Below are 22,857 nucleotides of genomic sequence, written 5' to 3' on the forward strand. Positions count from 1 at the left end.
CAATCTGAGCCATGATCAAACTCTTCAATTTAAAGTTTTGATTACCTAAATTAATAGGTGTGACTCAACGAATACTGACTTCAAAACTAATATTCATTGTTCTTTCGAAAAAGATTGATGAACATGTAATTCTAAAGCTATTACCATTCCAACAGAATGGTAATGAATTGACTGTGCCGAATAATTTCTTTCTACAAGAGAAAGTAGTTAAACGTATTGGTCACTCAGTTCATTGAAATCAAGTTTGTTACCGAAGTAACTGTTACTACCTAAGTAATAACGTTTTGATATTCATCAACGAGTGCCCACACAGATTGATAGGTTTAAATTGTTAAAGAGCTTCTCTTCGTTGTGAGTTACATCACTTCGGAAGAGGCGGCCATTCTAGCGATTTAATTCTCAGTGTCAAACACTTATTCGGAATTAATTTCTACTTTTAAAAAGTAAAAGCGAATCATCGCTTAAAGCTAGTTGCCTTACTAACATTCTTCGCTGAAGCCTTATGGCATCTGCCGTGTCAGTGAGGCGGCATTATAGAGATGCAGCTCTCATTGGCAAGCATTAAATACGTTTTTCATTAAAAAAAGAGGCTAAGCGAAGAGATTTCAACCAAGAGTCTATTTATACCAATCTCACCCCAACTTTTAAACAAATTAACCACAGAACCTTGTGGATAACTAGTCGTTACTTTCAAAAAAGTAAGATAATCGAGCTCGTGGATTTAAATACTCTCTCACTTGCTCGGGTAGTTTGCTTGGATGTACTGCATTAACGATTTTTATCTCTTTATTAAGCAAGTCAATAATCGGAGCTTGAGTTCTAGGGACGCTAGGATCATAAATCAGTACATTCGGGTAGAGCATATGTTTCGCATTAACGGAGATCACAACACCAATAGAGTCATTGGAAAGTTGTACCACCGTACCTGGCGGATACACACCCATAAACTTAACTAACAAACTCAAGTTGTCCTGACTATATAGGTGTTTGCAATTCTTGTATAAGTGGGACAATGCTAGATAAGGGATCTTAGGGTGAGGTTGCCCTCTGCCATGACAAAGGTTGTCGAAGGTATTCGCTACAGCGACTATCTTCGCAAATTCATCAATCTCTCCTTCCGTTAACCCTTCGGGGTAACCTGAACCATCATTCATTTCATGGTGCTGACCAATTACCTTCTTCGCGCTGTCAGGAAAATCATCAATTCCTGCGACTATATCCACACCGTATTTCGTATGAAGCTTTAAATAGTTTTCTTCCGGTACCGTTAACGCAGTCTGTTTTCTTAAGATAGCCGTAGGTATTTTTATTTTGCCGATATCGTGAAATAACGCAGCAAAGGAGAGTTCTTTTAATTGTTGAGTATCGAAACCTTTAGCCTTACCTATCATTAGTGCAACAACAGAAACATTCAATGTATGAAAGTAGAGGTCATCAAAGTCCACTTTAGTATTCATAAGATGCAGGGTAACGTTGTCATCGCTCACGAGTGTTTCGACAATATCGTCAACAAGAGCCTTCACCTCCCCTACCGCAGCTAAAGGACGATTACGAATCTTGGTCATAACAGAACGCATTCGAGCAAGCGAACGTTCGAACTCTTTCTCACAATGGCTTACTCTGCGACGGTAAGAACTTAGAGTTTCAATACGTTCATGCTTATCTTTCCACATTCTTTCCGTTTCAATACTTGCCTGTAAATCAGTATCCAAGGCTTGTTCATTCACGTGGTTAACTGGTAGAGGGGATGTATCGCTCTGATTCGGATTTATATAGACGTGCTTGATTCCAAGATGTCGAATTACTTGTACTTGAGCATCATCTTTGATTTTGAAACTGTTGAGTAGAAATGGGTGTTCATTCCATTTTACTGGGAGTCGTATGTGTAGACCGGGCTGAATGCGATCTACGGTAATCTTTATGCTGCCCATTTTTATATATAATATCGATCAATAATCTCTATTTATAATTCTAATAAAACCAAGCAGCAATTTCACTATCCAATTTCACTGGTTCAACTTAAAGAGTCACAATGTACCATCCAGCGTATACCAAATTTATCTTCCACTTTACCAAACCGCGCTCCCCAAAAAGTATCCGCTAAAGGTGTCATAATACGACCACCTTGCTTTAATTTTTCAAAGATTTGCTCTTGAGTCGTCGTATCCTCAGTAACAAGGGAGAGTGCAAGATTGTTTCCTTCTAATTCTTTCGCTTTGACGCCATCTGACATCATAAGCTTCATACCGAATGCTTCAAACTCTGCGTGCATAACCCAATCAGGCTGAGCACCCTCTATTACCTGTGGTGCGTCACTAAATAGTTGTTTTGATAAAACTACACCACCAAAGCACTTGTGATAAAAGTCCAATGCTTCATTACAACGACCATCAAAAAATAAGTAAGGGGTAACTTTCAGCATATCTCTCTCCTTTATGATCTATCTTAAACATAGACAATAGATGTGAGAATTAAAGGTAACATTCTGATTTAAGATAATTAATTCATTGGCACATTAGATTACGAAGAGAAATGATGAAATTTAGGAATGAAACATCAAGATCTGACTGATTGAACAGGCATACCTGCCGCCACAGCGAAGGCAACGTTTTCTGCTCTCCAGATACAACAAAGCCCCGATTTGAGTCGAGGCTTTGTCATTAAATATGATCCGATAGGCGACTTGACTGGGCTTGCATCCAAGCCGGCACCCTGGGTTAGGAATTCACAAACGCCCAAAACGACGAAAGGTCGAGATAAAAACGACCTTTCTATGTTTGGTACCCGCAGGCGGACTGATTGGACAGGCACCCCTGTCGTCACAGCGAAGGCAACGTTTTTTGCTCTCCAGATACAACAAAGCCCCGACTTGAGTCGAGGCTTTGTCATTTAAATATGGTACCGGTAGGCGGACTTGAACCGCCACGCCCGAAGGCAACGGATTTTGAATCCGTCGTGTATACCAATTTCACCATACCGGCATTATCTTGGGGCATTGCCCTTTCGATGTCTGGCATTATACGTATGCGAACTGATGTGGCAAGTATAAAAACTTGAATTCATGTGTGTTTGCCGATAATTTCGCCACTAAGTCATAAGCTGTGCGTTATGTCTCTTTTCACGCTAAGCCTTAAACTATATTCTGACGCCTCAATTTTTGAAGAAGTAATAACACAATGACATCAACAAACACTCTGCCACCAGCAGGAGTAATGCGCCGATTTGGTGCTTTGTTCTATGACGCCCTTATTGTAATCGCTATTGAAATGTTGGCAGCTGGCGTTATTGTCGCTCTGCTGCACGCTCTAATGGCTCTTGGTATTTTTAACCATAGCGGATATGCAGATGTTAGTGACTTCTTAACAAACCATCCGATTTGGAGCCCAGCGTATACTTTTTACTTAGTGGTCGTTTGGGTTTACTTCTTTGTGTTCTTCTGGACAAGAGCAGGACAAACTCTGGGAATGAGAGCCTGGAAGCTACGCGTTCAAAACAAAGACGGTTCAGCTATTACAGTAACTCAGGCGATGATTCGTTTGGGTACTTCAGGTTTTGGATTGGCAAACCTATGTGTTCCATTCGATCCAAAAAAGCGTGGCTTTCACGATATCTGGGCAAAGACCGAAGTCGTTGTGTTACCACAAGCACGATAGCGTGATTTAAGTTAGCTCTAATCAAGATCAAAAAAGGAAGGCGTTATACCTTCCTTTTTTCTATTTACAGTTTCCGCCTCAAGAGCATGACTGCTATTCCGAGGAATACCACACTCGGAGCTAGCGCACCAAAAGCGGGGGGAATTTGATAAACCAAACTCACTGGACCAAAAAACTCACTGGATATGTAGAAAGTAAAACCTGCGATAACACCAGAAAGAATCCTAGCACCCATGGTCACACTACGTAGAGGGCCAAAGATAAACGATAATGCCATCAGCATCATGACCGCTATCGAGATAGGCTGAGTTATCTTTCGCCATAACGCCAGTTCATAGCGTGATGCATCTTGTTCTGAAGCTTTGAGATAAGAAACATAATCATACAATCCACTTAATGAAAGCTCTTCTGGTTTAACCGTTACTATCGCGAGCTTATCCGGTGCTAATGATGTCTTCCAAGAATAAGTTGGCAGGCTTTCTTTAGTAATTTGAAGTTCGTTTTCAAAAGACGTGATCTCTACATTTTTCATCGTCCACACGTTATCTCCAACGTAATCAACTTCGTCAGAGTAAATAGCGGTCTTTAGAGCTTTATTCTCATCAAAGCGCCACATGTTCATTCCATATAGCTTCTCATCATCAATTTTGACAATGAAGATAAAATCATTGGCATCGCGAGCCCATACACCACTTTGAGTCGAGATAATATTACCACCAGCAATTGATATGGTTCTTAAGTCACGAGCCATTTTCTGTGCTTGAGGTGCGCCCCACTGACCAAGCAATGTCACAACGATCATCAGTGGGATTGCGGTTTTGAGTACCGATAGGCCGATATCTAACTTAGAGAAACCCGCAGCCTGCATTACAACGAGTTCAGAACTTGCAGCAAGCATACCAAGCCCGATCAATGCGCCAAGCAAAGCGGCCATTGGAAAGAACATTTCAATATCACGTGGGATACTCAACAAAACGAAATACAGCGCTTGTAATAGATCGTATGTACCGCGACCAACCTTTCTAAGCTGCTCTACGTACTTGATGATCCCAGAGAGGCCAACAAACGTCACCAATACCAATGACGTCGTTGCGATGATGGTTCTGCCTATATATAAATCGAGAATTTTAAACACGGCTTAAGCCAACCTCTTATTCTTGAATTTTTCTTTCAAACGCCTTACTGGCACACTATCCATAAAGTTTGCACCAATCGCGACAAGTAACAACAACGCATTTATTGGCCACATGCCGACTACCGCGGGAATACTCCCTTCTTCAATCGAAGATTTGGTTGCACTGATTGCTAAGAAGTAAGTTAGATAAATCAGTATAGCTGGGCCGATTTTGGCGAAACGACCTTGTCTAGGGTTTACTGCAGACAGTGGCACAACAAGCATGGTCAACAATGGAATACAAAGCACCAATGAAATTCGCCACTGCAATTCTGCTTTCGCACTGTTTTCTGGATTACCAATCAGATCGAGCGTAGGAATGGCTTCCCAGTCACGGCCTTTCTTCTCAACTTCACGTTGGCCAATCAGGCCTTCGTACTCTTCAAAGTGTGTCACCATATAATCAAGACGAGTTGGAACACCTTCATGACGGGTACCATCGTACATCACAATCACTTGTCGACCATCGCTAAGCTCTTTTACGTCTCCGGATTTAGAGAACATTACACTAGGTAACACTGAATCACGTGGGCGCATTTGAGCTACAAACACATTTTCTAACTTATTACCGTCGATGTCATCGATGAAAACGACTGAAGAACCATCAGGAGTGCCTTCAAACTTACCTTTTGGCAGTAAATCCACACTGTTCTCTGCAGCCACTTCTTCATACATTTGCTCAACTTTATCTTGCGACCAAGGAGACAGCCAAAATGAGTTAAAAGCAGCAACAGATGCTGTGATTAAGGCCAAGTAAAGTGCAGATTGAATAAGGAATTTATTACCAATACCAGTCGCGTTCATTACGACTATTTCACTTTCAGCGTAAAGGCGACCAAAAGTAAGTAAAATACCAATATAGATACTGAGTGGAAGCATCAATAAGCCCATCGCGGGCATATTTAAGCCAACAATTGATAATATGAGGCTCGCTGGGATATCACCATCAGAGGCGTCCGCTAAAACACTGATGAATTTTTGGCTGAGAAACACGAGAAAGAGAACAAAAAAGATCGCAAATTGGCTCTTGATTGTCTCGCGGATCAAATATCTAACAATAATCACGCTCAAATTACCTATACAAAACTTGTTTTTTTGATTGAATCACTATAATTTCCCGTTGAACCTTTTATTTTTTTAAATTTTTAGCTAAGTGTTAGCGTTCTTCTTTAAGGTTAGTTCCATTATAGGATCCAACAAGTAAGAACCCATTATCTAACATTTAGTTCGATTTGTCTTCAGGATGTAGGAGTACGCATGGAGTTCAGTGTAAAAAGTGGCAGCCCAGAGAAACAACGCAGCGCATGTATCGTTGTCGGTGTATTCGAACCGCGCCGCCTTTCTCCAGTCGCCGAGCAATTAGATAAGATTAGCGATGGCTATATTAGTTCACTGCTTCGTCGCGGTGATCTAGAGGGTAAACCTGGCCAGATGCTACTACTGCATCAAGTACCTGGTGTACTTTCAGAACGTGTTCTACTGGTAGGCTGTGGTAAAGAGCGTGAGCTAGGCGAACGTCAATACAAAGAAATCATCCAAAAAACCATCAGCACACTAAACGAAACAGGTTCTATGGAAGCAGTATGTTTCCTTACAGAACTTCACGTTAAAGGTCGCGACACTTACTGGAAAGTTCGTCAAGCTGTAGAAGCAACTAAAGATGGCCTTTACACGTTTGACCAATTCAAGAGTAATAAGCCAGAGACTCGTCGCCCACTACGTAAATTGGTATTCAACGTACCTACACGTCGTGAATTGAGCCTTGGTGAGAAAGCTATTTCTCATGGCCTTGCTATTGCTTCAGGTGTGAAAGCATCGAAAGATCTAGGCAATATGCCACCGAACATCGCAAACCCTGCTTACCTTGCATCTCAAGCTCGTCGCCTAGCTGACGATTATGAAACTGTGAAGACTAAGATCATTGGCGAAGAAGAGATGGAAAAACTGGGTATGACTTCATACCTAGCAGTAGGCCGTGGCTCTAAGAACGAATCGATGATGTCTATCATGGAATACAAAGGCGCTGCGGATCCAGACGCAAAACCTATCGTCCTAGTCGGTAAAGGTCTTACTTTCGATTCAGGCGGTATCTCACTTAAGCCTGGCGAAGGCATGGATGAGATGAAGTACGATATGTGTGGTGCTGCCTCTGTATTCGGTACAATGAAAGCATTGGCGAAACTTAACCTGCCAATCAACGTTGTTGGTATTCTAGCGGGTTGTGAAAATATGCCTGGTAGCAACGCTTATCGCCCTGGTGACATCCTAACTACGATGTCTGGTCAAACCGTTGAAGTATTAAATACTGATGCAGAAGGTCGTTTGGTTTTATGTGATGCTCTAACTTACGTTGAGCGTTTTGAACCTGATTGTGTTGTCGACGTTGCGACACTAACTGGCGCATGTGTTATTGCTCTAGGTCACCACATCAGTGGTGTTCTATCAAACCACAACCCACTATCTCATGAACTTGTTAATGCTTCAGAGCAAGCAAGCGACCGAGCATGGCGTCTACCTATGGCTGACGAATACCATGAGCAGCTAAACAGCCCATTCGCTGATATGGCGAACATCGGCGGCCGTCCTGGCGGCACAATTACTGCTGGTTGCTTCCTGTCTAAATTCACTAAGAAGTACCACTGGGCACACATCGACAGTGCTGGTACGGCGTGGAAGTCAGGCGCAGCGAAAGGCTCGACAGGTCGTCCTGTCTCAATGCTTGTCCAATTCTTATTGAACCGCAGCGGCCAAGAGACTGAAGAGCAATCTTCAAAATAGTAAAAAGGGCCTACGGGCCCTTTTTTAATAACTGCTATTTGTTAGAGTCTGTAGACCAAGTAATATTGAGGTCCACAATTTTCAGTTCGAGTGTTAAGTATGCAAACTGCCACTTTTTACATAGTGCCTTCAGACAGTCCGCAAGCCCGCGAAGATGGTTTTACTCACTATGTGCTGTTTCTTGTTCAGCACTTTGCAAAACAAGGCGCTAAACTTTATCTCAACTGTAATGACAAAGAGCATGCCGAACGTATTGCGGAAGTTTTCTGGCAAGTTGAACCCAGTGAATTTATGGCACACAACTTGGTTGGCGAAGGACCAAAGTATTCAACCAACGTCGAAATCGGCTACCAAGGCGTAAAACATAATTGGAATCGTCAGCTAGTAATTAATCTGGCCGATAATCATACAACCTTTGCGAACGCCTTTGCTCAGGTGATAGACTTCGTGCCTTGCGAAGAAAAAGCTAAGCAACTCGCTCGAGAAAGGTATAAAATTTACCGTCAAGCTGGATATCAGCTACAAACTATCGAGATTCAACATCCATAGTCAAACGTCATAGTTAAAGCTCTCTTTGACTTTAAACTCAAGAAGCTTCACTTATGAAGTTTGACCACGATTAACCATTCACAGTATCCGTTTAAGAGCACTATGGAAAAGACATACAACCCAACATCAATCGAACAAGCTCTGTACAAGACTTGGGAAGAGAAAGGCTACTTTAAGCCACACGGTGACACATCAAAAGAAGCTTACAGCATCATGATCCCGCCACCGAACGTCACTGGCAGCCTACACATGGGTCACGCGTTCCAAGATACGATCATGGATACGCTTATCCGTGCTCAACGTATGAAAGGCAAAAACACGCTTTGGCAAGTGGGTACTGACCACGCTGGTATCGCAACTCAAATGGTTGTTGAGCGTAAGATCGCTGCTGAAGAAGGCAAAACAAAACACGACTACGGCCGTGAAGCTTTCATCGATAAAATCTGGGAATGGAAAGGCGAATCGGGTGGCACGATCACTCAACAACTTCGTCGTCTTGGTGCATCTGTAGATTGGGATCGTGAACGATTCACTATGGATGATGGCCTATCGGCTGCGACTCAAGAAGTGTTTGTTCGTCTATACGAAGAAGACCTAATCTACCGTGGTAAGCGTCTAGTAAACTGGGATCCTAAACTGCACACGGCAATCTCGGATCTTGAAGTTGAAAACAAAGACAAAAAAGGTTTCATGTGGCACTTCCGCTACCCGCTAGCGAACGGTGTTAAAACGGCTGATGGTAAAGATTACATCGTTGTAGCGACGACTCGTCCAGAAACCATGCTTGGCGATACTGGCGTTGCTGTTAACCCAGAAGATCCTCGTTACAAAGATCTTATCGGCAAAGAAATCCTACTTCCTGTTGTAAACCGTCTTATTCCTATCGTAGGCGATGAGCACGCAGATATGGAAAAAGGCACGGGTTGTGTGAAGATAACTCCAGCTCATGACTTTAACGATTACGAAGTGGGTAAGCGCAACAACCTACCAATGATCAACATCCTAACGTTCAACGCTGATATCCGTGATGCTGCTGAAGTCTTCACAACGAACGGCGAAGAAAGCGATGTTTACTCAACGGACATCCCTGCTAAATACCAAAGCATGGAGCGTTTTGCTGCACGTAAAGCTATCGTTGCTGAATTCGATGAGCTTGGTCTTCTTGAAGAGATCAAAGATCACGACCTGACTGTCCCTTACGGCGACCGTGGTGGCGTGGTTATCGAACCAATGCTGACTGACCAATGGTACGTGCGCACAGCACCTCTTGCAGAACCTGCGGTTAAAGCGGTTGAAGATGGCCAAATCCAATTCGTACCTAAACAGTACGAAAACATGTATTTCGCGTGGATGCGTGACGTGCAAGACTGGTGTATCTCTCGTCAACTTTGGTGGGGCCACCGTATCCCAGCATGGTACGACAACGATGGTAAGGTTTACGTAGGTCGCACTGAAGAAGAAGTTCGTGAAAAGAACAACCTAGCGCCTGTTGTTGTACTTAAGCAAGACGACGACGTACTAGATACTTGGTTCTCTTCTGCACTTTGGACATTCGGCACGCAAGGCTGGCCTGAAGATACTGAAGCACTAAAAACATTCCACCCATCTGAAGTACTAGTATCTGGTTTTGATATTATCTTCTTCTGGGTTGCTCGTATGATCATGATGACCATGCACTTCGTGAAAGACGAAGATGGCAAGGCTCAAGTACCTTTCAAAACCGTTTACATGACAGGTCTTATCCGTGATGAAAACGGCGACAAGATGTCTAAGTCGAAAGGTAACGTACTTGATCCAATCGACATGATTGACGGCATCGGCCTTGAAGAGCTAGTAGAGAAGCGTTGTGGCAACATGATGCAACCTAAACTGGCTGCTAAGATCGAAAAGGCTACACGTAAAACTTTCGAAGATGGTATCGAACCATACGGTACTGATGCATTACGTTTCACTCTTGCTGCTATGGCTTCAACTGGCCGTGACATCAACTGGGACATGAAGCGTCTTGAAGGTTACCGTAACTTCTGTAACAAGCTATGGAACGCAAGCCGTTACGTACTGATGAATACAGAAGAGCACGATTGTGGCATGTCACTGTCTGTTGAAGACCGTGCAAACATGGAATTCTCTCTAGCAGATAAGTGGATTGAATCTCAGTTTGAAGTTGCAGCGAAAGAATTTAATGCTCACCTAGACAACTACCGTCTAGACATGGCAGCAAACACGCTTTACGAATTCATCTGGAACCAATTCTGTGACTGGTACCTAGAGCTAACTAAACCGGTTCTTTGGAAGGGTACTGAAGCTCAACAACAAGCGACCCGTTACACTTTGATCACGGTTCTTGAGAAAACACTGCGTCTTGCTCACCCAGTTCTTCCTTACATCACTGAATCTATCTGGCAGAGCGTTAAGCCACTAGTAGACGGTGTTGAAGGAGAGACAATCATGACTCAAGCACTTCCTCAGTTTAATGAAGCTAACTTCAATGCTGAGATCGTTGACGATATCGAATGGGTTAAGACTTTCATCACTGCTATCCGTAACCTACGTGCGGAATACGATATTGCTCCTAGCAAAGGCCTAGAAGTGATGATCAAAGTCGCTGATGAGAAAGATGCTGCGCGTATCGAAGCAAACAAGATCGTTCTTACTTCTCTAGCGAAACTAGATGACATCAAAGTACTGGCTGATGGTGAAGTGACTCCAGCTTGTGCAACGAAGCTTGTTGGTAAATCTGAATTGATGATCCCAATGGCGGGTCTTATCGACAAAGATGCTGAACTTGCTCGTCTAGATAAAGAAGTGGCTAAGACTCAAGGCGAAATCAAACGTATCGAAGGTAAACTAGGTAACGAAGGTTTCGTTGCTAAAGCACCTGAAGTTGTTATCGCGAAAGAGCGTGAAAAGCTTGAAGGCTACCAAGAGACTCTTGTTAAGCTTGAAGAGCAAAAAGCGACCATCGCTGCGCTTTAACTGATTGAACGAGAAAGCTTCGAACTTCTCGATCTAAATAGAAAGGTTGGTCCTCGTGACCAGCCTTTTTTTATGCCTCTGATTCCAATATATCTTACTCGCCACACTTATTGATAGGTTTCATCTATCGAATCAATCCTTACAACCCACTTTAATTAATGATAATAATTCTCAATAATAGTTCTATCAAAACAACAAAACGATTGAGTAATTATCATGAAAAAGACACTAACCTTTGCCGCATTGCATTTTACTATCGCATTTAGTGTCGCTTACGTACTAACGGGCGACATCTTGATTGGTAGCTTAATTGCCATGATTGAACCCTCCGTAAATACAGTCGCTTTTTATTTTCATGAAAAGGCTTGGGCTCAAATTCCAGCACTTAAAGCTCGCCAATTTATGACTAAACTAAAAACAGCAAGCTTTGCCGCTATCCATTTTAGTGTTGCCTTTGCCGTTGTCTATTTATTAACTGGTGATGCCTTTATTGGCGGTGTGATGGCCACGCTAGAGCCAGCTTTAAATACAATCGCTTACTATTTCCACGAAAAAGTTTGGTTACGAAAAACAGAAAGCCAAACAACACAATTACAGTTTTGTTTGCACCAACATGCTTAATCACAATATATTGGGCTTCTGATGAGTAACCCATTTTTATAGGCAGAACATGGAACAGATTGCTAACCTCACTATTCGCTCAATTGAATTAGAAGATAATCCAAGCATTGCTAACGTAATTCGCCAAGTTTCTTATGAGAACGGACTGACAGAAGACAAAGGCTATGGCGTAGCAGATCCAACATTAGAAGACATGTTCAGTGTTTATAACAATGAAAGATCGCAATATTGGGTGATTGAGCTTAATGGAAAGGTCGTCGGTGGCGGTGGATTTGCGCCGTTAGCAGGAATGCCCGAAGTATGCGAACTACAAAAGATGTACTTCTTACCAGTAACTAGAGGTAAAGGCTTAGCTAAGAAGTTGGTCAATATGTCGATGGACCGGGCTAAAGGTTTAGGTTATCAACATATGTACTTAGAAACGACAGAATGCCTTAATGCAGCGGTGAAACTTTATGAAAAGCTAGGCTTTGAACACCTGGATTCAGCATGGGGAGAAACTGGCCATGATGCTTGTGAAGTTGTCATGGCCAGATCGTTGTAAAAAGAGTAACTAAGAAATAACTCTTCTAACGCAGGAAGTTACTCACGCAAGAAGCTGGATTCAAGGCCACAAAAGAGCTTTCTTTTTGCCCATCGAGTTCAACTTCTAACGGATACAAATGCTTAGGATTGGGGTTCTCAAGATCAAAACAGATCGGAGCCTCAACCTGGAACACAACGCCAGTATGTTCGGCTCGCACATCTATCGGCATAACTAATGTCATACCATTAAATTTAATAGAAGCCGACACCAACCCTGCTTTTAGTGTCTGATAAATAACATCCACTTTAAACTCACAGCCGCCACCGTGATGCCAAATTTGCTCGGTGACAACTTGCTCTAGCTTGACGTTACGAACAAATTGCAAGTACGGTGCGTGCCAAACCCCGATACGCGAATCAGATTTAGCGACAATTGCTGAAGAGGCTGACTCATCCATGTCCTCTTCAAGCAACAAGCTCTCCTCTTCCTCTAAGAAAAGAATCTCAAAACGATTTCGACCAAGCTGCATATAAGGGCGAATGTCTTTACGGTATTCAGATTCGCTGCCATCACAGTCAAACACAGCAACGCCATTAAGCCGTACTTCTGCAAAGTAATCGACGCCTGCAACCACTAGCTCAACAAACGGGCATGCCAACATGGCATCATCCACTTCAATGTCGTGCATCAAGTGCCATTCTTGCTTTGCAATATCGTCTTCACTCAAGCTATCAGGGAGCTTTGAACTTAACGGAGCAGGAAAGGCAATGTCATCTTGTGGAATAGAAAGATCCGTCAGTGGCGAAATTTGCCAAAGACCATCGAGAGGTAGCCGCATGTCATTCCTTGAGCTAGATCAATTTTGAACGCATTATAAAGAATGAATGCATATAAAGACATTTATTTTTCTGAGGACAAAAAAATGCCAGCTCGAAGCTGGCATTCTTTAAAACTGGGAGAGATTACTCTTCGCCTTCATCATCTTCATCTGGGTAGATAGCATCTTCACCTTCGTAGTAAGTGCCCCACCCGTCATAGATAATGTCAAACTTCTCTGCAAGATTCACAAGCTTCTCAACTTGCTCATCAATCGCTTCTGCATTCAGAGTACACTGCATCGTCGCATCACAACAAAGTAGCTTATTGCCATCTTCGTCTTCTGTCTCTTCAGCTTCAAGAACTTCAAAGCCCATTTTGAAGGCTTCAACAACCGCTTTCTCAAGTACACCGAAATCTTCAGCAAATAGGTGATGCTCGATATCGTATAGAGCTTCAGGATCGCTACCATCTTCAATTAACGCTGTAATGATGTCGCGAGTCTCTTCCTTTTGAAATTCAATTAATTCCGCTACTGATAGATATTCATCTTCGTGAGACATGTGTCTGCTCCAGAGTGTTGACTATGAAAAGATCAAATTTGATTGCCACGAAATATGTCATGGATCGTCCAGAAAAGCCACCTAGATCAGGCTTATAAAGGTAAGTTTCTCGCCGGATAACAAAGGCAATACCAATAAAAAAGTGAAATCAAAATCACAGAAACAAATTTTCAACATATTATTAACCCATGCGTGTTTTAGCATTTCATTTTTATTGCGCTCTTTGCCGAAAGTGAATAAAAACTGCGTGCTTAGTCACACAAAATGCATACTCCTGACAACTTTAGAGTTGCATAAAATCTCGACCTGAAATCAAAAAATGAATAATAGTGAATAAAAAATCACTATTATCAGACAAAAGTCGACTCCAAACTCACAAGGTTTTGAGCATAGATCGTCAAAAAGGTTGTTGGGGAATTACATCTGTTATTTGGGTTAAAATATAAATAAATAGAATATATATGGGATTTAACACTAAATATTCTAGAAACACCTCGTATTAACACAAGCTTTAAAACTTGCATATTACGATCAAGCTTGTCATAAATAGACGCTGGATTAATAGTAAGGATGCAAAATGAGTAAGCTGTACGTTGGCTCCGAAGTCGGTCAATTAAGACGAGTTCTCCTAAATCGACCTGAAAGGGCACTCACCCACCTCACCCCTTCTAACTGTCATGAGTTACTCTTTGATGATGTACTTGCAGTAGAAGCCGCAGGTGAAGAACACGATGCCTTTGCGACAACACTTCGTAACCAAGACGTTGAAGTGTTATTACTGCATGACCTACTGGTTGAGACACTTGCTGTTGCTCCAGCTCGTGAATGGTTGCTTAATACTCAAATATCTGATTTTCGTTATGGTCCAACATTTGCGCGTGATTTGAGAGAATATCTTGCTCAAATGGACAATGAGCATTTGGCTACCATCCTACTTGGTGGTTTAGCTTACTCTGAGCTTCCTATCAAATCATCTTCAATGCTACCGAAGATGCATCGCCCACTCGATTTCGTTATCGAACCGCTCCCTAACCATCTATTTACACGAGATACCTCATGTTGGGTTTATGGAGGCGTCTCTCTTAACCCGATGATGATGCCTGCTCGTCAACGAGAAACAAATCACTTACGAGCAATATACCGCTGGCATCCTGTCTTCGCTGGCCAAGATTTTATTAAGTATTTCGGTGATGAGGATCTTCACTACGATAACGCAAATATTGAAGGCGGCGATGTCCTAGTTATTGGTAAAGGCGCCGTGCTTATCGGTATTTCAGAGCGAACTAAACCACAGGGTGTCGAAAACCTAGCAGCGAGTTTATTCAAATCGGGTCAAGCAAAAGAAGTCATTGCAATTGATTTACCAAAGCACCGCTCTTGCATGCACCTTGATACGGTTATGACTCATATGGATATCGACACGTTCTCAGTCTACCCAGAAATTGTTCGCAAAGACTTAGACACCTGGCGCTTAACGCCAAAAGAAAATGGCGAGATGCGTGTAGAAAAGGCTGACAACTACCTTTCTGCTATTGAAGGTGCATTAGGACTCGATCAACTGAAGATTATAACCACAGGTGGTGACAACTACGAAGCTGAACGTGAACAGTGGAATGACGCAAACAACGTACTTACCGTGAAACCAGGTACGGTTATCGGTTATGAGCGTAATGTTTACACCAATGAGAAATACGACAAAGCAGGTATCGAAGTTCTGACGATTCCAGGCAATGAACTGGGTCGTGGTCGCGGTGGCGCTCGTTGTATGAGCTGTCCTATCGAAAGAGACGGTATCTAAGCTACAAAATTTAATAAAGCGAACACACTAACTTATCTAGGCCAGTACCATTGTACTGGCCTTTTTTATCAATTTAATAAAATAAATATTCACAAATACAGCATTTTTATGTTTAACTGAGTTCTTCATTGATTCTATATACACAAGGAGCGAGAGATGGCCTTTAATCTTCGCAATCGTAACTTTCTAAAACTTCTCGACTTTACTCCTAAAGAGATTCAGTTTTTACTCGACTTGTCTGCTGACCTTAAAAAAGCTAAGTATGCAGGTACAGAGCAAAAAAAGCTTAACGGTAAAAACATCGCTTTGATCTTTGAAAAAGCATCAACTCGAACTCGATGTGCCTTTGAGGTAGCTGCTTTTGATCAAGGAGCTCAAGTCTCTTATTTAGGCCCTTCTGGTTCTCAGATTGGTCAAAAAGAATCAATGAAAGATACGGCGCGTGTATTAGGTCGTATGTACGATGGTATTGAATATCGTGGTTTTGGCCAGAGTATTGTCGAAGATCTTGGCGCTTATGCGGGTGTGCCGGTTTGGAACGGTCTAACCGATGAGTTCCATCCAACTCAGATCTTGGCTGATTTCCTCACCATGATCGAACATGGTCGCGGTAAACGTCTGCATCAAATCAGTTTTGCTTACCTAGGAGATGCACGTAACAACATGGGTAATTCTCTGTTAGTAGGTGCAGCTAAAATGGGGATGGATATTCGCCTTATTGCACCTAAAGCGTTCTGGCCAGAAGAGCAGCTTATTGAAGAGTGCCAAGCTATTGCGAAAAATACTGGTGCAAAAATCACGCTGACAGAAGACGTTGCCGAAGGCGTGAAAGGTTGTGATTTCCTTTATACCGATGTTTGGGTTTCTATGGGTGAAGCGCCCGAAGCTTGGGACGAACGAGTAGCAGTAATGACGCCTTACCAAGTGAATATGGATGTCATAAAGCTCACTGGTAACCCTCAAGTGAAGTTTATGCATTGCCTGCCCGCTTTCCACAACAATGAAACCGTGATCGGCCAGCAAGTTGCAGACAAGTATGGAATGAACGGCTTAGAAGTCACTGACGAAGTGTTTGAGTCTGACTACTCAATTGTATTTGATGAAGCAGAGAATCGTATGCATACCATCAAAGCGATAATGGTGGCGACCTTAGGTCAATAACTAAGAATGAAAGTAAACAAAAGCTTGATGTAATCGCTTGCGCTCACAATTTGAAAGCGTATAATTCTCGGCAATTTGTCTGAGAGTAGTGAAAATGACGCCAAGCAATGTTGTGATAAAACATAATGATATTGTGAAAACACATAATAATATTGTGAAAACACCAAATATTGCTCGTAAGCTAAGATGCTTACCAGGTCGTCTATTCTGCTTTTCAGCACTTTTTTAAAGCCTCCCATTATGGGGGGCTTTTTTATGGCCAATACATTATTGTGGGGAAGAAGATCATGGCGAATTCGCTTTATCAAAAGCACATCATCTCAATTCCAGAGCTTTCTCGTGAAGAGCTAGAATTAATTGTTCAAACAGCTGGTCAACTCAAAGCTGAACCGAACCCAGAACTCATCAAGAACAAAGTTGTGGCAAGCTGCTTCTTCGAACCTTCAACGCGAACTCGTCTCTCTTTTGAAACTGCGATTCAACGCATCGGTGGTGATGTGATTGGTTTCGACAGTGGTGGTAACACTTCCTTGGCGAAGAAAGGCGAAACGCTAGCGGACTCTGTACAGGTTATTTCTTCTTATGTTGATGCTTACGTAATGCGTCACCCTCAAGAAGGTGCTGCGCGTCTGGCCTCTGAGTTTTCTAACGGTGTACCTGTTATTAACGCAGGTGACGGTGCAAACCAACACCCAACTCAAACACTGTTAGATCTATTCTCTATCGCTGAGACACAGGGCCGCTTAGATAATCTCAATGTTGCATTTGTCGGTGACCTTAAGTACGGACGTACGGTTCACTCGCTGACTCAAGCACTAGCTAAATTCGACAACATCTGTTTTTACTTCGTTGCTCCAGAAGCACTAGCGATGCCTGACTACATTTGTGAAGAGCTTGATGAAGCGGGTATCAAATACCAACTACTGACAGACATGGAAGATGTCATTCCTGAACTTGATGTTCTTTACATGACTCGAGTTCAAAAAGAACGTTTTGATGAATCGGAATACGCGCACATCAAATCGGCGTACATCTTGACCGCTCCGATGTTGGAAAATGCACGTGATAACCTAAAGGTTCTTCACCCTCTTCCTCGTGTTGATGAAATTACTGTCGATGTCGATAAAACACCTTACGCTTACTACTTCCAGCAAGCAGAGAACGGTGTTTACGCACGTGAAGCATTACTAGCCCTTGTTCTTAACGAAACGCTGTAGAGGAGAGATATCATGTCTAAAGAGACTCAATTAAAAGTTGAAGCAATCAAGAACGGAACGGTTATCGACCATATCCCAGCAAACATCGGGATCAAAGTGCTAAAACTGTTCGACATGCATAACTCTCATCAACGTGTGACGATTGGCCTAAATCTACCTTCATCTGCGCTCGGAGGCAAAGACCTACTCAAGATTGAGAATGTGTTTATCACTGAAGAACAAGCAAGCAAACTGGCACTATATGCACCTCACGCTACGGTTAACCAAATCGAAGATTACGAAGTAGTTAAGAAATTAGCATTAGAGCTTCCAGAGCAAATCAACGATGTGTTTGAGTGTCCAAACACCAACTGTATTACTCACAATGAACCAGTTGAAAGCAGCTTTAAGATCTTTGAAAAGAAAGAAGATATTCGATTGAAGTGTAAGTACTGCGAAAAAGTTTTCTCTCGCGAAATCGTGACAGAAAGATAACGCCATACGGCAATATTTACCGAACCTATAAACTATCAAATACCTCGCCTATGCGGGGTATTTTGCTCTTTACCTATCGAAAGTTTGTAGGCACACTGAAAATTGCTTTTTATCTAATAACTGATGGAATAAACCAATGACTAAAGTACTTCACACAGAATCAGCTCCAGCTGCAATCGGCCCATACGTACAAGGTGTTGACCTTGGCAACATGGTACTGACTTCTGGTCAAATCCCAGTAAACCCAGCAACTGGTGAAGTATCTGCAGATATCGCAGAACAAGCTCGCCAATCTCTAGATAACGTTCAAGCCGTAGTTGAAGCTTCAGGCCTGACTGTAAAAGACATCGTAAAACTAACGGTATTCGTTAAAGATCTAAACGACTTCGGTACAGTAAACGAAGTTTACGGTAAATTCTTCGATGAACACGGCGTTGCAAACTACCCAGCACGTTCATGTGTTGAAGTAGCGCGTCTACCAAAAGATGTAGGTATCGAGATCGAAGCGATTGCAGTTCGCAAATAGATTTTAATATCTAGAATAAACGGTTTCTAGTAAACAAGTTGGCATAAAGCTGAATGTTTATCAGAGACAAAAAAGGTTGCCCTATTGGCAACCTTTTTTATTATTCATCGTTTCGCTTAGCTTAAATTACTTCTTATTAAGCTCAACCACTTCTTTGTCTAACTCTTCAAGCTTAGCGGCCATTTGCTCTCGGGCTAGGTTAGCAAGTTGACGAACGTTCGACTTGTCGTAACCTTCAGTGCTGATAGGCGGCAACATTTCAACTATCACGTGACCATTGTTCCAACGGTTTAGCTTCACGCCACCTGTTGAGCTACACACGATAGGGATAATAGGCAAGCCAGCGCCAATTGCGGCATGGAAAGCACCCGTTTTGAATGGCAACAGACCACGACCACGAGAACGAGTCCCTTCAGGGAACATCCATACTGAAACATCGCTCTCTTTTAAGCTCGTCACTACTTGGTCGATCGTACCTACCGCTTTGCTGCGATTGGCACGGTCAATTAGGATATTACCCGTCAGCCAGTAAAGCTGACCAAATAGAGGCATCCACACTAAGCTTTTCTTACCAACCGTCACTACCTTAGGTGTCACTGCTGATGAGATAGTGAATAGATCCCAGCTGTTTTGGTGGTTCGCCACATAAACATGTTGGCCACGAGAGTAAGCATCTTCCGGGATACGAAGTTCTAACTTCATGCCGAATATTTTAGACATACGACCGAAGTAACGACCAAAGGTAAATACGTGTTTCGGGTTACGTGGGCTTAGTAAACAGTAACCACACCCAAATACAAACATAAGAATCGCAAATATCGCCACTGCGAAAATACGTAATATTGCTATCATTTTGTTCCTCTCAACCGTCAAGTTTTTCACCTATTCGCACAAAATTGGCATCAGATTCACTTGCGGTAAATACAACTATAAAAAAGCCGAAACCAAGGTTCCGACTTTTATGCTTTCATGTCACTAATTCAAGAACCCACTAACCGAAGTTAGTTCGAATCACTAAATCGTGTAATGTTTGCGCCTAGGGCTGAAAGCTTATCTTCAATCTTATCGTAGCCACGATCGATGTGATAAATACGATCAACGATAGTTTCGCCTTGAGCGATACAGCCAGCAATAACAAGGCTCGCAGATGCGCGCAGGTCCGTTGCCATTACTTGAGCACCGCTCAATTTTTCCGTTTCACCACAGATAGCCGTGTTACCTTCAATCTCAGCTTTCGCACCCATTCGCTGTAATTCAGGAATGTGCATAAAGCGGTTTTCAAAGATAGTCTCCGTGATAACACCACTGCCCTTCGCCATCATGTTAAGCAAAGTAAATTGTGCTTGCATATCAGTAGGGAAACCAGGGTGAGGTGCTGTTACGATTTTTACCGCTTTCAGCTCACGACCTGTCATATCAAGACTTATCCAGTCTTCGCCCGTTTCAACCTTCGCACCCGCTTCTTCAAGCTTCGCTAATGCAGCTTCAAGAAGATGAGCGTTAGTATTGCGACAAGTCACGGTACCGCCAGACACAGCAGCAGCAACTAGGAAAGTACCGGTTTCAATACGGTCAGCAACCACAGAGTGGTGACCACCACCAAGACGTTCAACGCCTTCGATCGTAATCGTGTCTGTACCTGCGCCAGAAATCTTAGCACCTAGCTTGTTTAGGAAATCAGCTGTATCAACAATCTCAGGCTCGCGGGCCGAGTTATCAAGTACTGTCGTTCCTTCTGCTAGCGTTGCTGCACACATGATAGTAATGGTGGCACCCACACTTACTTTATCCATCACGATGTGCGCGCCTTTCAAGCGGCCATCAACACTTGCTTTCACATAACCATCTTCCAGTTTAATGGTCGCACCTAATTGTTCTAGGCCATGGATATGTAAATCAACAGGTCGAGCACCAATAGCACAACCACCAGGAAGTGACACTTGTCCTTCACCAAAGCGAGCGACTAGCGGACCTAAAGCCCAAATAGAAGCACGCATTGTTTTCACTAAATCATATGGCGCACAGAACTCGTTGATTTCGCTGCCATCAACATGAACGCTACCATTACGCGATACTTTTGCGCCTAAACGCTTAAGCAATTCCATCGTCGTATCGATGTCACGTAGGTGAGGAACATTACTGACTTCTACTGGCTCTTCAGCAAGAATTGAAGCAAATAAAATAGGTAGCGCTGCATTTTTTGCGCCGGAGATCGTCACTTCACCGCTTAGCGGTTTATCCGATCCAATAACTCGAAACTTTTCCATCATAAACCTTAAAGTGACATCAGTTTCTTATCACGTTCCCACTCTTCAGGCGTAAAAGCCTTAATAGAAAGAGCATGGATATCATTGCGTTGAATGTATTCCATTAGTGGGCCGTAGATTAGTTGCTGCTTCTTAACTCGATTCATGCCGTCAAAACATGCATCAACCGCAACAACTTCGTAATGACTGCCTTCTCCCTTCACGAAAATTTCCTGAAGGTTCAGTGCTTCTGCTAATAATTCTTGTACTTTTGTGCTGTCCACAAATAGCTCCTGCCTAATTTTTTATGTGTTCTGCCATCATTGGCTGGATATTGCTCAATTGGAACAACGTTCGTAATTGTTCTGGCACGAAACTGAGCATTATATGACAGTTTTGATTTTTTGCATGCTCTAATAAGTGAATTAGCATCACCATTCCTGCTGAATCGACTCTATTTATATGGCTGAGGTTAATTTCAACACTCGATTCCGTCGTTTGCCACTTTTCTAATATACGCCAGATTGCAGGGACGGTATCTCGGTCAATGTCTCCGAGAAGTTGGAACTCTTTAGAACTTAGCTTTTGCCATTGAGAGTCGCTCATTATTTATTACTCTCAAAACGAATCGGCTGTGCGGACAGTTTCTCCAATTCATCAGCAACTTGTAAAATGCCTTCTTGACGAATTTTAGTATTCCACTCTGATTGCTTGCTCGATAATAGGCTAATACCTTCAGCAACCATATCAAATGCCTTCCACTCACCCGACTTCTTATCTTTACGTAGCTTAAACTCAAGTTTAATGTTTGGTCGAGGTGTATCAATAATATCAACCTTGATACTGGTGATGCGGCTTTCCGGCTTCACTTTTGGCTCTGGACCAAATTCAATTGTCTGATCTGTGTATTGAGTCAACACTTGAGCATAAGAAGAAACGAGGTATTTACGGAATGCATCAATAAATACGCGTACATCTTTTCTGTCCGCACCTTTTAAGTTAGGCCCTAACAACTTAAGTGCCGCATATTGAGCATTCACATAAGGCATCAATTCTTCTTCCACGATGACCTTTAGTAACTCAGGATCATTGTGAATGTTTTCTTGCTCGTTTTTTAAACGTTCAAAAGCGACTTCAGCTACTTGAGTCATCATCTGATAAGGCTGAGTGCGGTCAATCGATTCAGCAGCAAAGGCTTGAGTCGATATCAATAAAGCGACCGCAGTCATAACCAATCTTTTCAAAATGGCATTAGTCTTCAACATGTTTTTGAACTGTGACATGAGACTACTCCTTAGCTTCGTTGTTATCAGAACCACCAACGCTATACAGCACTTGGCCAATCAAATCTTCTAGCACTAGTGCTGATTTAGTGTCTTCAATCGAATCACCATCAACCAGCATCTCTTCGTCATCAAAAATGAACCCTGGTACTAGGCTGATATATTGCTCACCGATCAAGCCTGACGTTAAGATTTGAGCACTAGAGGTATCAGGAAATTGTGAGTACTTCGCATCAATAGACAATTCGACTACAGGAAGGTAACTCTCGGTATCAAGCTCAATGCTTTTAACTCGACCAACAACAACGCCACCGACCTTCACTGGAGAACGAACCTTTAGACTACCAATATTGTCGAAAGTCGCTTTTAAGTTGTAAGTATGGTTTGAACCTAAGCCTTTTACGTCAGCGACTTGAAAGATCATGATTAAGATTGCGCAAATTCCGGCTATAACAAAGGTGCCGACCCATAATTCTAGTTTTCGAGTTTGTTGCAT

At 42.6% G+C, this 22,857-nt stretch carries 23 protein-coding genes and 1 tRNA gene; 11 read left to right on the forward strand and 13 right to left on the reverse strand.

Annotation, left to right across the window (positions count from 1 at the left end):
- Positions 1-677: 677 nt before the first annotated feature.
- The 3 genes from IQO02_RS03065 to IQO02_RS03075 all read right to left on the reverse strand — a co-directional run bounded on the left by IQO02_RS03065 (position 678) and on the right by IQO02_RS03075 (position 2,981).
- A complete protein-coding gene (locus tag IQO02_RS03065) occupies positions 678-1,931 on the reverse strand; it encodes an HD-GYP domain-containing protein (RefSeq protein WP_016783725.1) in 1,254 nt (417 codons plus the stop codon).
- A gap of 83 nt (positions 1,932-2,014) precedes the next feature.
- A complete protein-coding gene (locus tag IQO02_RS03070; protein WP_010441580.1) occupies positions 2,015-2,422 on the reverse strand; it encodes a VOC family protein in 408 nt (135 codons plus the stop codon).
- A 474-nt stretch (positions 2,423-2,896) separates the two neighbouring features.
- Positions 2,897-2,981, reverse strand: a tRNA-Leu gene (locus IQO02_RS03075).
- Between the two features lie 195 nt (positions 2,982-3,176).
- Here IQO02_RS03075 and IQO02_RS03080 point away from each other — a divergent pair.
- The gene (locus tag IQO02_RS03080) at positions 3,177-3,653 is read left to right on the forward strand and encodes an RDD family protein (protein ID WP_010435000.1); all 477 of its coding nucleotides are present in this window, start codon (positions 3,177-3,179) and stop codon (positions 3,651-3,653) included.
- Positions 3,654-3,717: 64 nt separating this feature from the next.
- On the opposite strand, the gene lptG is transcribed toward IQO02_RS03080, so the two are convergent.
- Together lptG and lptF are read right to left on the reverse strand one after the other, a co-directional pair.
- Positions 3,718-4,788, reverse strand: a complete 1,071-nt coding sequence (gene lptG / locus IQO02_RS03085) for an LPS export ABC transporter permease LptG (RefSeq protein ID WP_010435002.1) — start codon at positions 4,786-4,788, stop codon at positions 3,718-3,720.
- Positions 4,789-4,791: 3 nt separating this feature from the next.
- Positions 4,792-5,892, reverse strand: coding sequence for an LPS export ABC transporter permease LptF (gene lptF, locus IQO02_RS03090; protein WP_010435003.1), 1,101 nt, complete (start codon positions 5,890-5,892; stop codon positions 4,792-4,794).
- 192 nt (positions 5,893-6,084) lie between these two features.
- Here lptF and pepA point away from each other — a divergent pair, with 192 nt between their 5' ends.
- The 5 genes from pepA to IQO02_RS03115 all read left to right on the forward strand — a co-directional run bounded on the left by pepA (position 6,085) and on the right by IQO02_RS03115 (position 12,295).
- Positions 6,085-7,605: a leucyl aminopeptidase gene (gene pepA, locus IQO02_RS03095; RefSeq protein WP_010435005.1), complete on the forward strand. Its 1,521-nt coding sequence runs from the start codon at positions 6,085-6,087 to the stop codon at positions 7,603-7,605.
- 99 nt (positions 7,606-7,704) lie between these two features.
- Complete coding sequence (locus tag IQO02_RS03100; RefSeq protein WP_010435007.1) at positions 7,705-8,154, forward strand: DNA polymerase III subunit chi; 450 nt, start codon at positions 7,705-7,707, stop codon at positions 8,152-8,154.
- A gap of 102 nt (positions 8,155-8,256) precedes the next feature.
- A complete protein-coding gene (locus tag IQO02_RS03105; protein ID WP_016793855.1) occupies positions 8,257-11,130 on the forward strand; it encodes a valine--tRNA ligase in 2,874 nt (957 codons plus the stop codon).
- Between the two features lie 216 nt (positions 11,131-11,346).
- A complete protein-coding gene (locus IQO02_RS03110; protein WP_016783722.1) occupies positions 11,347-11,751 on the forward strand; it encodes a DUF2061 domain-containing protein in 405 nt (134 codons plus the stop codon).
- A 49-nt stretch (positions 11,752-11,800) separates the two neighbouring features.
- Positions 11,801-12,295 (forward strand): GNAT family N-acetyltransferase, encoded by a 495-nt coding sequence (locus IQO02_RS03115; RefSeq protein WP_010435013.1) that lies wholly within the window; start codon positions 11,801-11,803, stop codon positions 12,293-12,295.
- A gap of 25 nt (positions 12,296-12,320) precedes the next feature.
- On the opposite strand, the gene IQO02_RS03120 is transcribed toward IQO02_RS03115, so the two are convergent.
- Positions 12,321-13,115 (reverse strand): glycosyl hydrolase 2 galactose-binding domain-containing protein, encoded by a 795-nt coding sequence (locus IQO02_RS03120; protein ID WP_010435015.1) that lies wholly within the window; start codon positions 13,113-13,115, stop codon positions 12,321-12,323.
- Between the two features lie 124 nt (positions 13,116-13,239).
- Positions 13,240-13,656: a ribonuclease E inhibitor RraB gene (gene rraB / locus IQO02_RS03125; protein ID WP_010435017.1), complete on the reverse strand. Its 417-nt coding sequence runs from the start codon at positions 13,654-13,656 to the stop codon at positions 13,240-13,242.
- Between the two features lie 577 nt (positions 13,657-14,233).
- On the opposite strand from rraB, the gene arcA reads away from it, so the two are divergent.
- The 5 genes from arcA (at position 14,234) to IQO02_RS03150 (ending at position 18,832) form a co-directional block, all read left to right on the forward strand.
- A complete protein-coding gene (gene arcA, locus IQO02_RS03130; protein ID WP_010435019.1) occupies positions 14,234-15,454 on the forward strand; it encodes an arginine deiminase in 1,221 nt (406 codons plus the stop codon).
- Between the two features lie 156 nt (positions 15,455-15,610).
- Positions 15,611-16,615, forward strand: coding sequence for an ornithine carbamoyltransferase (locus tag IQO02_RS03135; RefSeq protein WP_102282696.1), 1,005 nt, complete (start codon positions 15,611-15,613; stop codon positions 16,613-16,615).
- A 287-nt stretch (positions 16,616-16,902) separates the two neighbouring features.
- Positions 16,903-17,832, forward strand: coding sequence for an aspartate carbamoyltransferase (gene pyrB / locus IQO02_RS03140; protein ID WP_004735321.1), 930 nt, complete (start codon positions 16,903-16,905; stop codon positions 17,830-17,832).
- Between the two features lie 12 nt (positions 17,833-17,844).
- Entirely contained in the window at positions 17,845-18,306 is a 462-nt protein-coding gene (gene pyrI / locus IQO02_RS03145; RefSeq protein ID WP_010435025.1) for an aspartate carbamoyltransferase regulatory subunit, read from the forward strand.
- A 136-nt stretch (positions 18,307-18,442) separates the two neighbouring features.
- A complete protein-coding gene (locus IQO02_RS03150; RefSeq protein ID WP_004735319.1) occupies positions 18,443-18,832 on the forward strand; it encodes a RidA family protein in 390 nt (129 codons plus the stop codon).
- A gap of 126 nt (positions 18,833-18,958) precedes the next feature.
- On the opposite strand, the gene IQO02_RS03155 is transcribed toward IQO02_RS03150, so the two are convergent.
- From IQO02_RS03155 to mlaD, 6 genes are all read right to left on the reverse strand, one after another.
- Positions 18,959-19,684 carry a 1-acylglycerol-3-phosphate O-acyltransferase gene (locus IQO02_RS03155; RefSeq protein ID WP_010435026.1) on the reverse strand — a complete coding sequence of 242 codons (726 nt, stop codon included), beginning with the start codon at positions 19,682-19,684 and terminating at the stop codon, positions 18,959-18,961.
- A gap of 149 nt (positions 19,685-19,833) precedes the next feature.
- A complete protein-coding gene (gene murA / locus IQO02_RS03160) occupies positions 19,834-21,099 on the reverse strand; it encodes a UDP-N-acetylglucosamine 1-carboxyvinyltransferase (RefSeq protein WP_016768634.1) in 1,266 nt (421 codons plus the stop codon).
- Positions 21,100-21,107: 8 nt separating this feature from the next.
- Positions 21,108-21,362, reverse strand: coding sequence for a BolA family iron metabolism protein IbaG (gene ibaG, locus IQO02_RS03165; RefSeq protein ID WP_010435028.1), 255 nt, complete (start codon positions 21,360-21,362; stop codon positions 21,108-21,110).
- Between the two features lie 13 nt (positions 21,363-21,375).
- A complete protein-coding gene (locus tag IQO02_RS03170) occupies positions 21,376-21,684 on the reverse strand; it encodes an STAS domain-containing protein (protein ID WP_010435029.1) in 309 nt (102 codons plus the stop codon).
- The gene (locus IQO02_RS03175; RefSeq protein ID WP_022570894.1) at positions 21,684-22,307 is read right to left on the reverse strand and encodes an MlaC/ttg2D family ABC transporter substrate-binding protein; all 624 of its coding nucleotides are present in this window, start codon (positions 22,305-22,307) and stop codon (positions 21,684-21,686) included. Before IQO02_RS03175 ends, IQO02_RS03170 begins: the two co-directional genes overlap by 1 nt.
- Before the next feature lie 58 nt (positions 22,308-22,365).
- Entirely contained in the window at positions 22,366-22,857 is a 492-nt protein-coding gene (mlaD, locus tag IQO02_RS03180; protein ID WP_010435031.1) for an outer membrane lipid asymmetry maintenance protein MlaD, read from the reverse strand.

The sequence above is a fragment of the Vibrio sp. OPT24 genome, from assembly GCF_015163545.1.
Lineage (GTDB): Bacteria > Pseudomonadota > Gammaproteobacteria > Enterobacterales > Vibrionaceae > Vibrio > Vibrio cyclitrophicus.

Coding starts and splice junctions, on each gene's coding strand:
- IQO02_RS03105 (WP_016793855.1), top strand. CDS start 8,257: ATGGAAAAGACATACAACCCAACATCAATCGAACAAGCTCTGTACAAG.
- IQO02_RS03175 (WP_022570894.1), bottom strand. CDS start 22,307: ATGACTGCGGTCGCTTTATTGATATCGACTCAAGCCTTTGCTGCTGAA.
- IQO02_RS03115 (WP_010435013.1), top strand. CDS start 11,801: ATGGAACAGATTGCTAACCTCACTATTCGCTCAATTGAATTAGAAGAT.
- IQO02_RS03100 (WP_010435007.1), top strand. CDS start 7,705: ATGCAAACTGCCACTTTTTACATAGTGCCTTCAGACAGTCCGCAAGCC.
- mlaD (WP_010435031.1), bottom strand. CDS start 22,857: ATGCAACAAACTCGAAAACTAGAATTATGGGTCGGCACCTTTGTTATA.
- rraB (WP_010435017.1), bottom strand. CDS start 13,656: ATGTCTCACGAAGATGAATATCTATCAGTAGCGGAATTAATTGAATTT.
- pyrI (WP_010435025.1), top strand. CDS start 17,845: ATGTCTAAAGAGACTCAATTAAAAGTTGAAGCAATCAAGAACGGAACG.
- IQO02_RS03080 (WP_010435000.1), top strand. CDS start 3,177: ATGACATCAACAAACACTCTGCCACCAGCAGGAGTAATGCGCCGATTT.
- arcA (WP_010435019.1), top strand. CDS start 14,234: ATGAGTAAGCTGTACGTTGGCTCCGAAGTCGGTCAATTAAGACGAGTT.
- murA (WP_016768634.1), bottom strand. CDS start 21,099: ATGGAAAAGTTTCGAGTTATTGGATCGGATAAACCGCTAAGCGGTGAA.
- IQO02_RS03110 (WP_016783722.1), top strand. CDS start 11,347: ATGAAAAAGACACTAACCTTTGCCGCATTGCATTTTACTATCGCATTT.
- IQO02_RS03155 (WP_010435026.1), bottom strand. CDS start 19,684: ATGATAGCAATATTACGTATTTTCGCAGTGGCGATATTTGCGATTCTT.
- IQO02_RS03065 (WP_016783725.1), bottom strand. CDS start 1,931: ATGGGCAGCATAAAGATTACCGTAGATCGCATTCAGCCCGGTCTACAC.
- IQO02_RS03170 (WP_010435029.1), bottom strand. CDS start 21,684: ATGAGCGACTCTCAATGGCAAAAGCTAAGTTCTAAAGAGTTCCAACTT.
- pyrB (WP_004735321.1), top strand. CDS start 16,903: ATGGCGAATTCGCTTTATCAAAAGCACATCATCTCAATTCCAGAGCTT.
- IQO02_RS03150 (WP_004735319.1), top strand. CDS start 18,443: ATGACTAAAGTACTTCACACAGAATCAGCTCCAGCTGCAATCGGCCCA.
- IQO02_RS03070 (WP_010441580.1), bottom strand. CDS start 2,422: ATGCTGAAAGTTACCCCTTACTTATTTTTTGATGGTCGTTGTAATGAA.
- IQO02_RS03120 (WP_010435015.1), bottom strand. CDS start 13,115: ATGCGGCTACCTCTCGATGGTCTTTGGCAAATTTCGCCACTGACGGAT.
- IQO02_RS03135 (WP_102282696.1), top strand. CDS start 15,611: ATGGCCTTTAATCTTCGCAATCGTAACTTTCTAAAACTTCTCGACTTT.
- pepA (WP_010435005.1), top strand. CDS start 6,085: ATGGAGTTCAGTGTAAAAAGTGGCAGCCCAGAGAAACAACGCAGCGCA.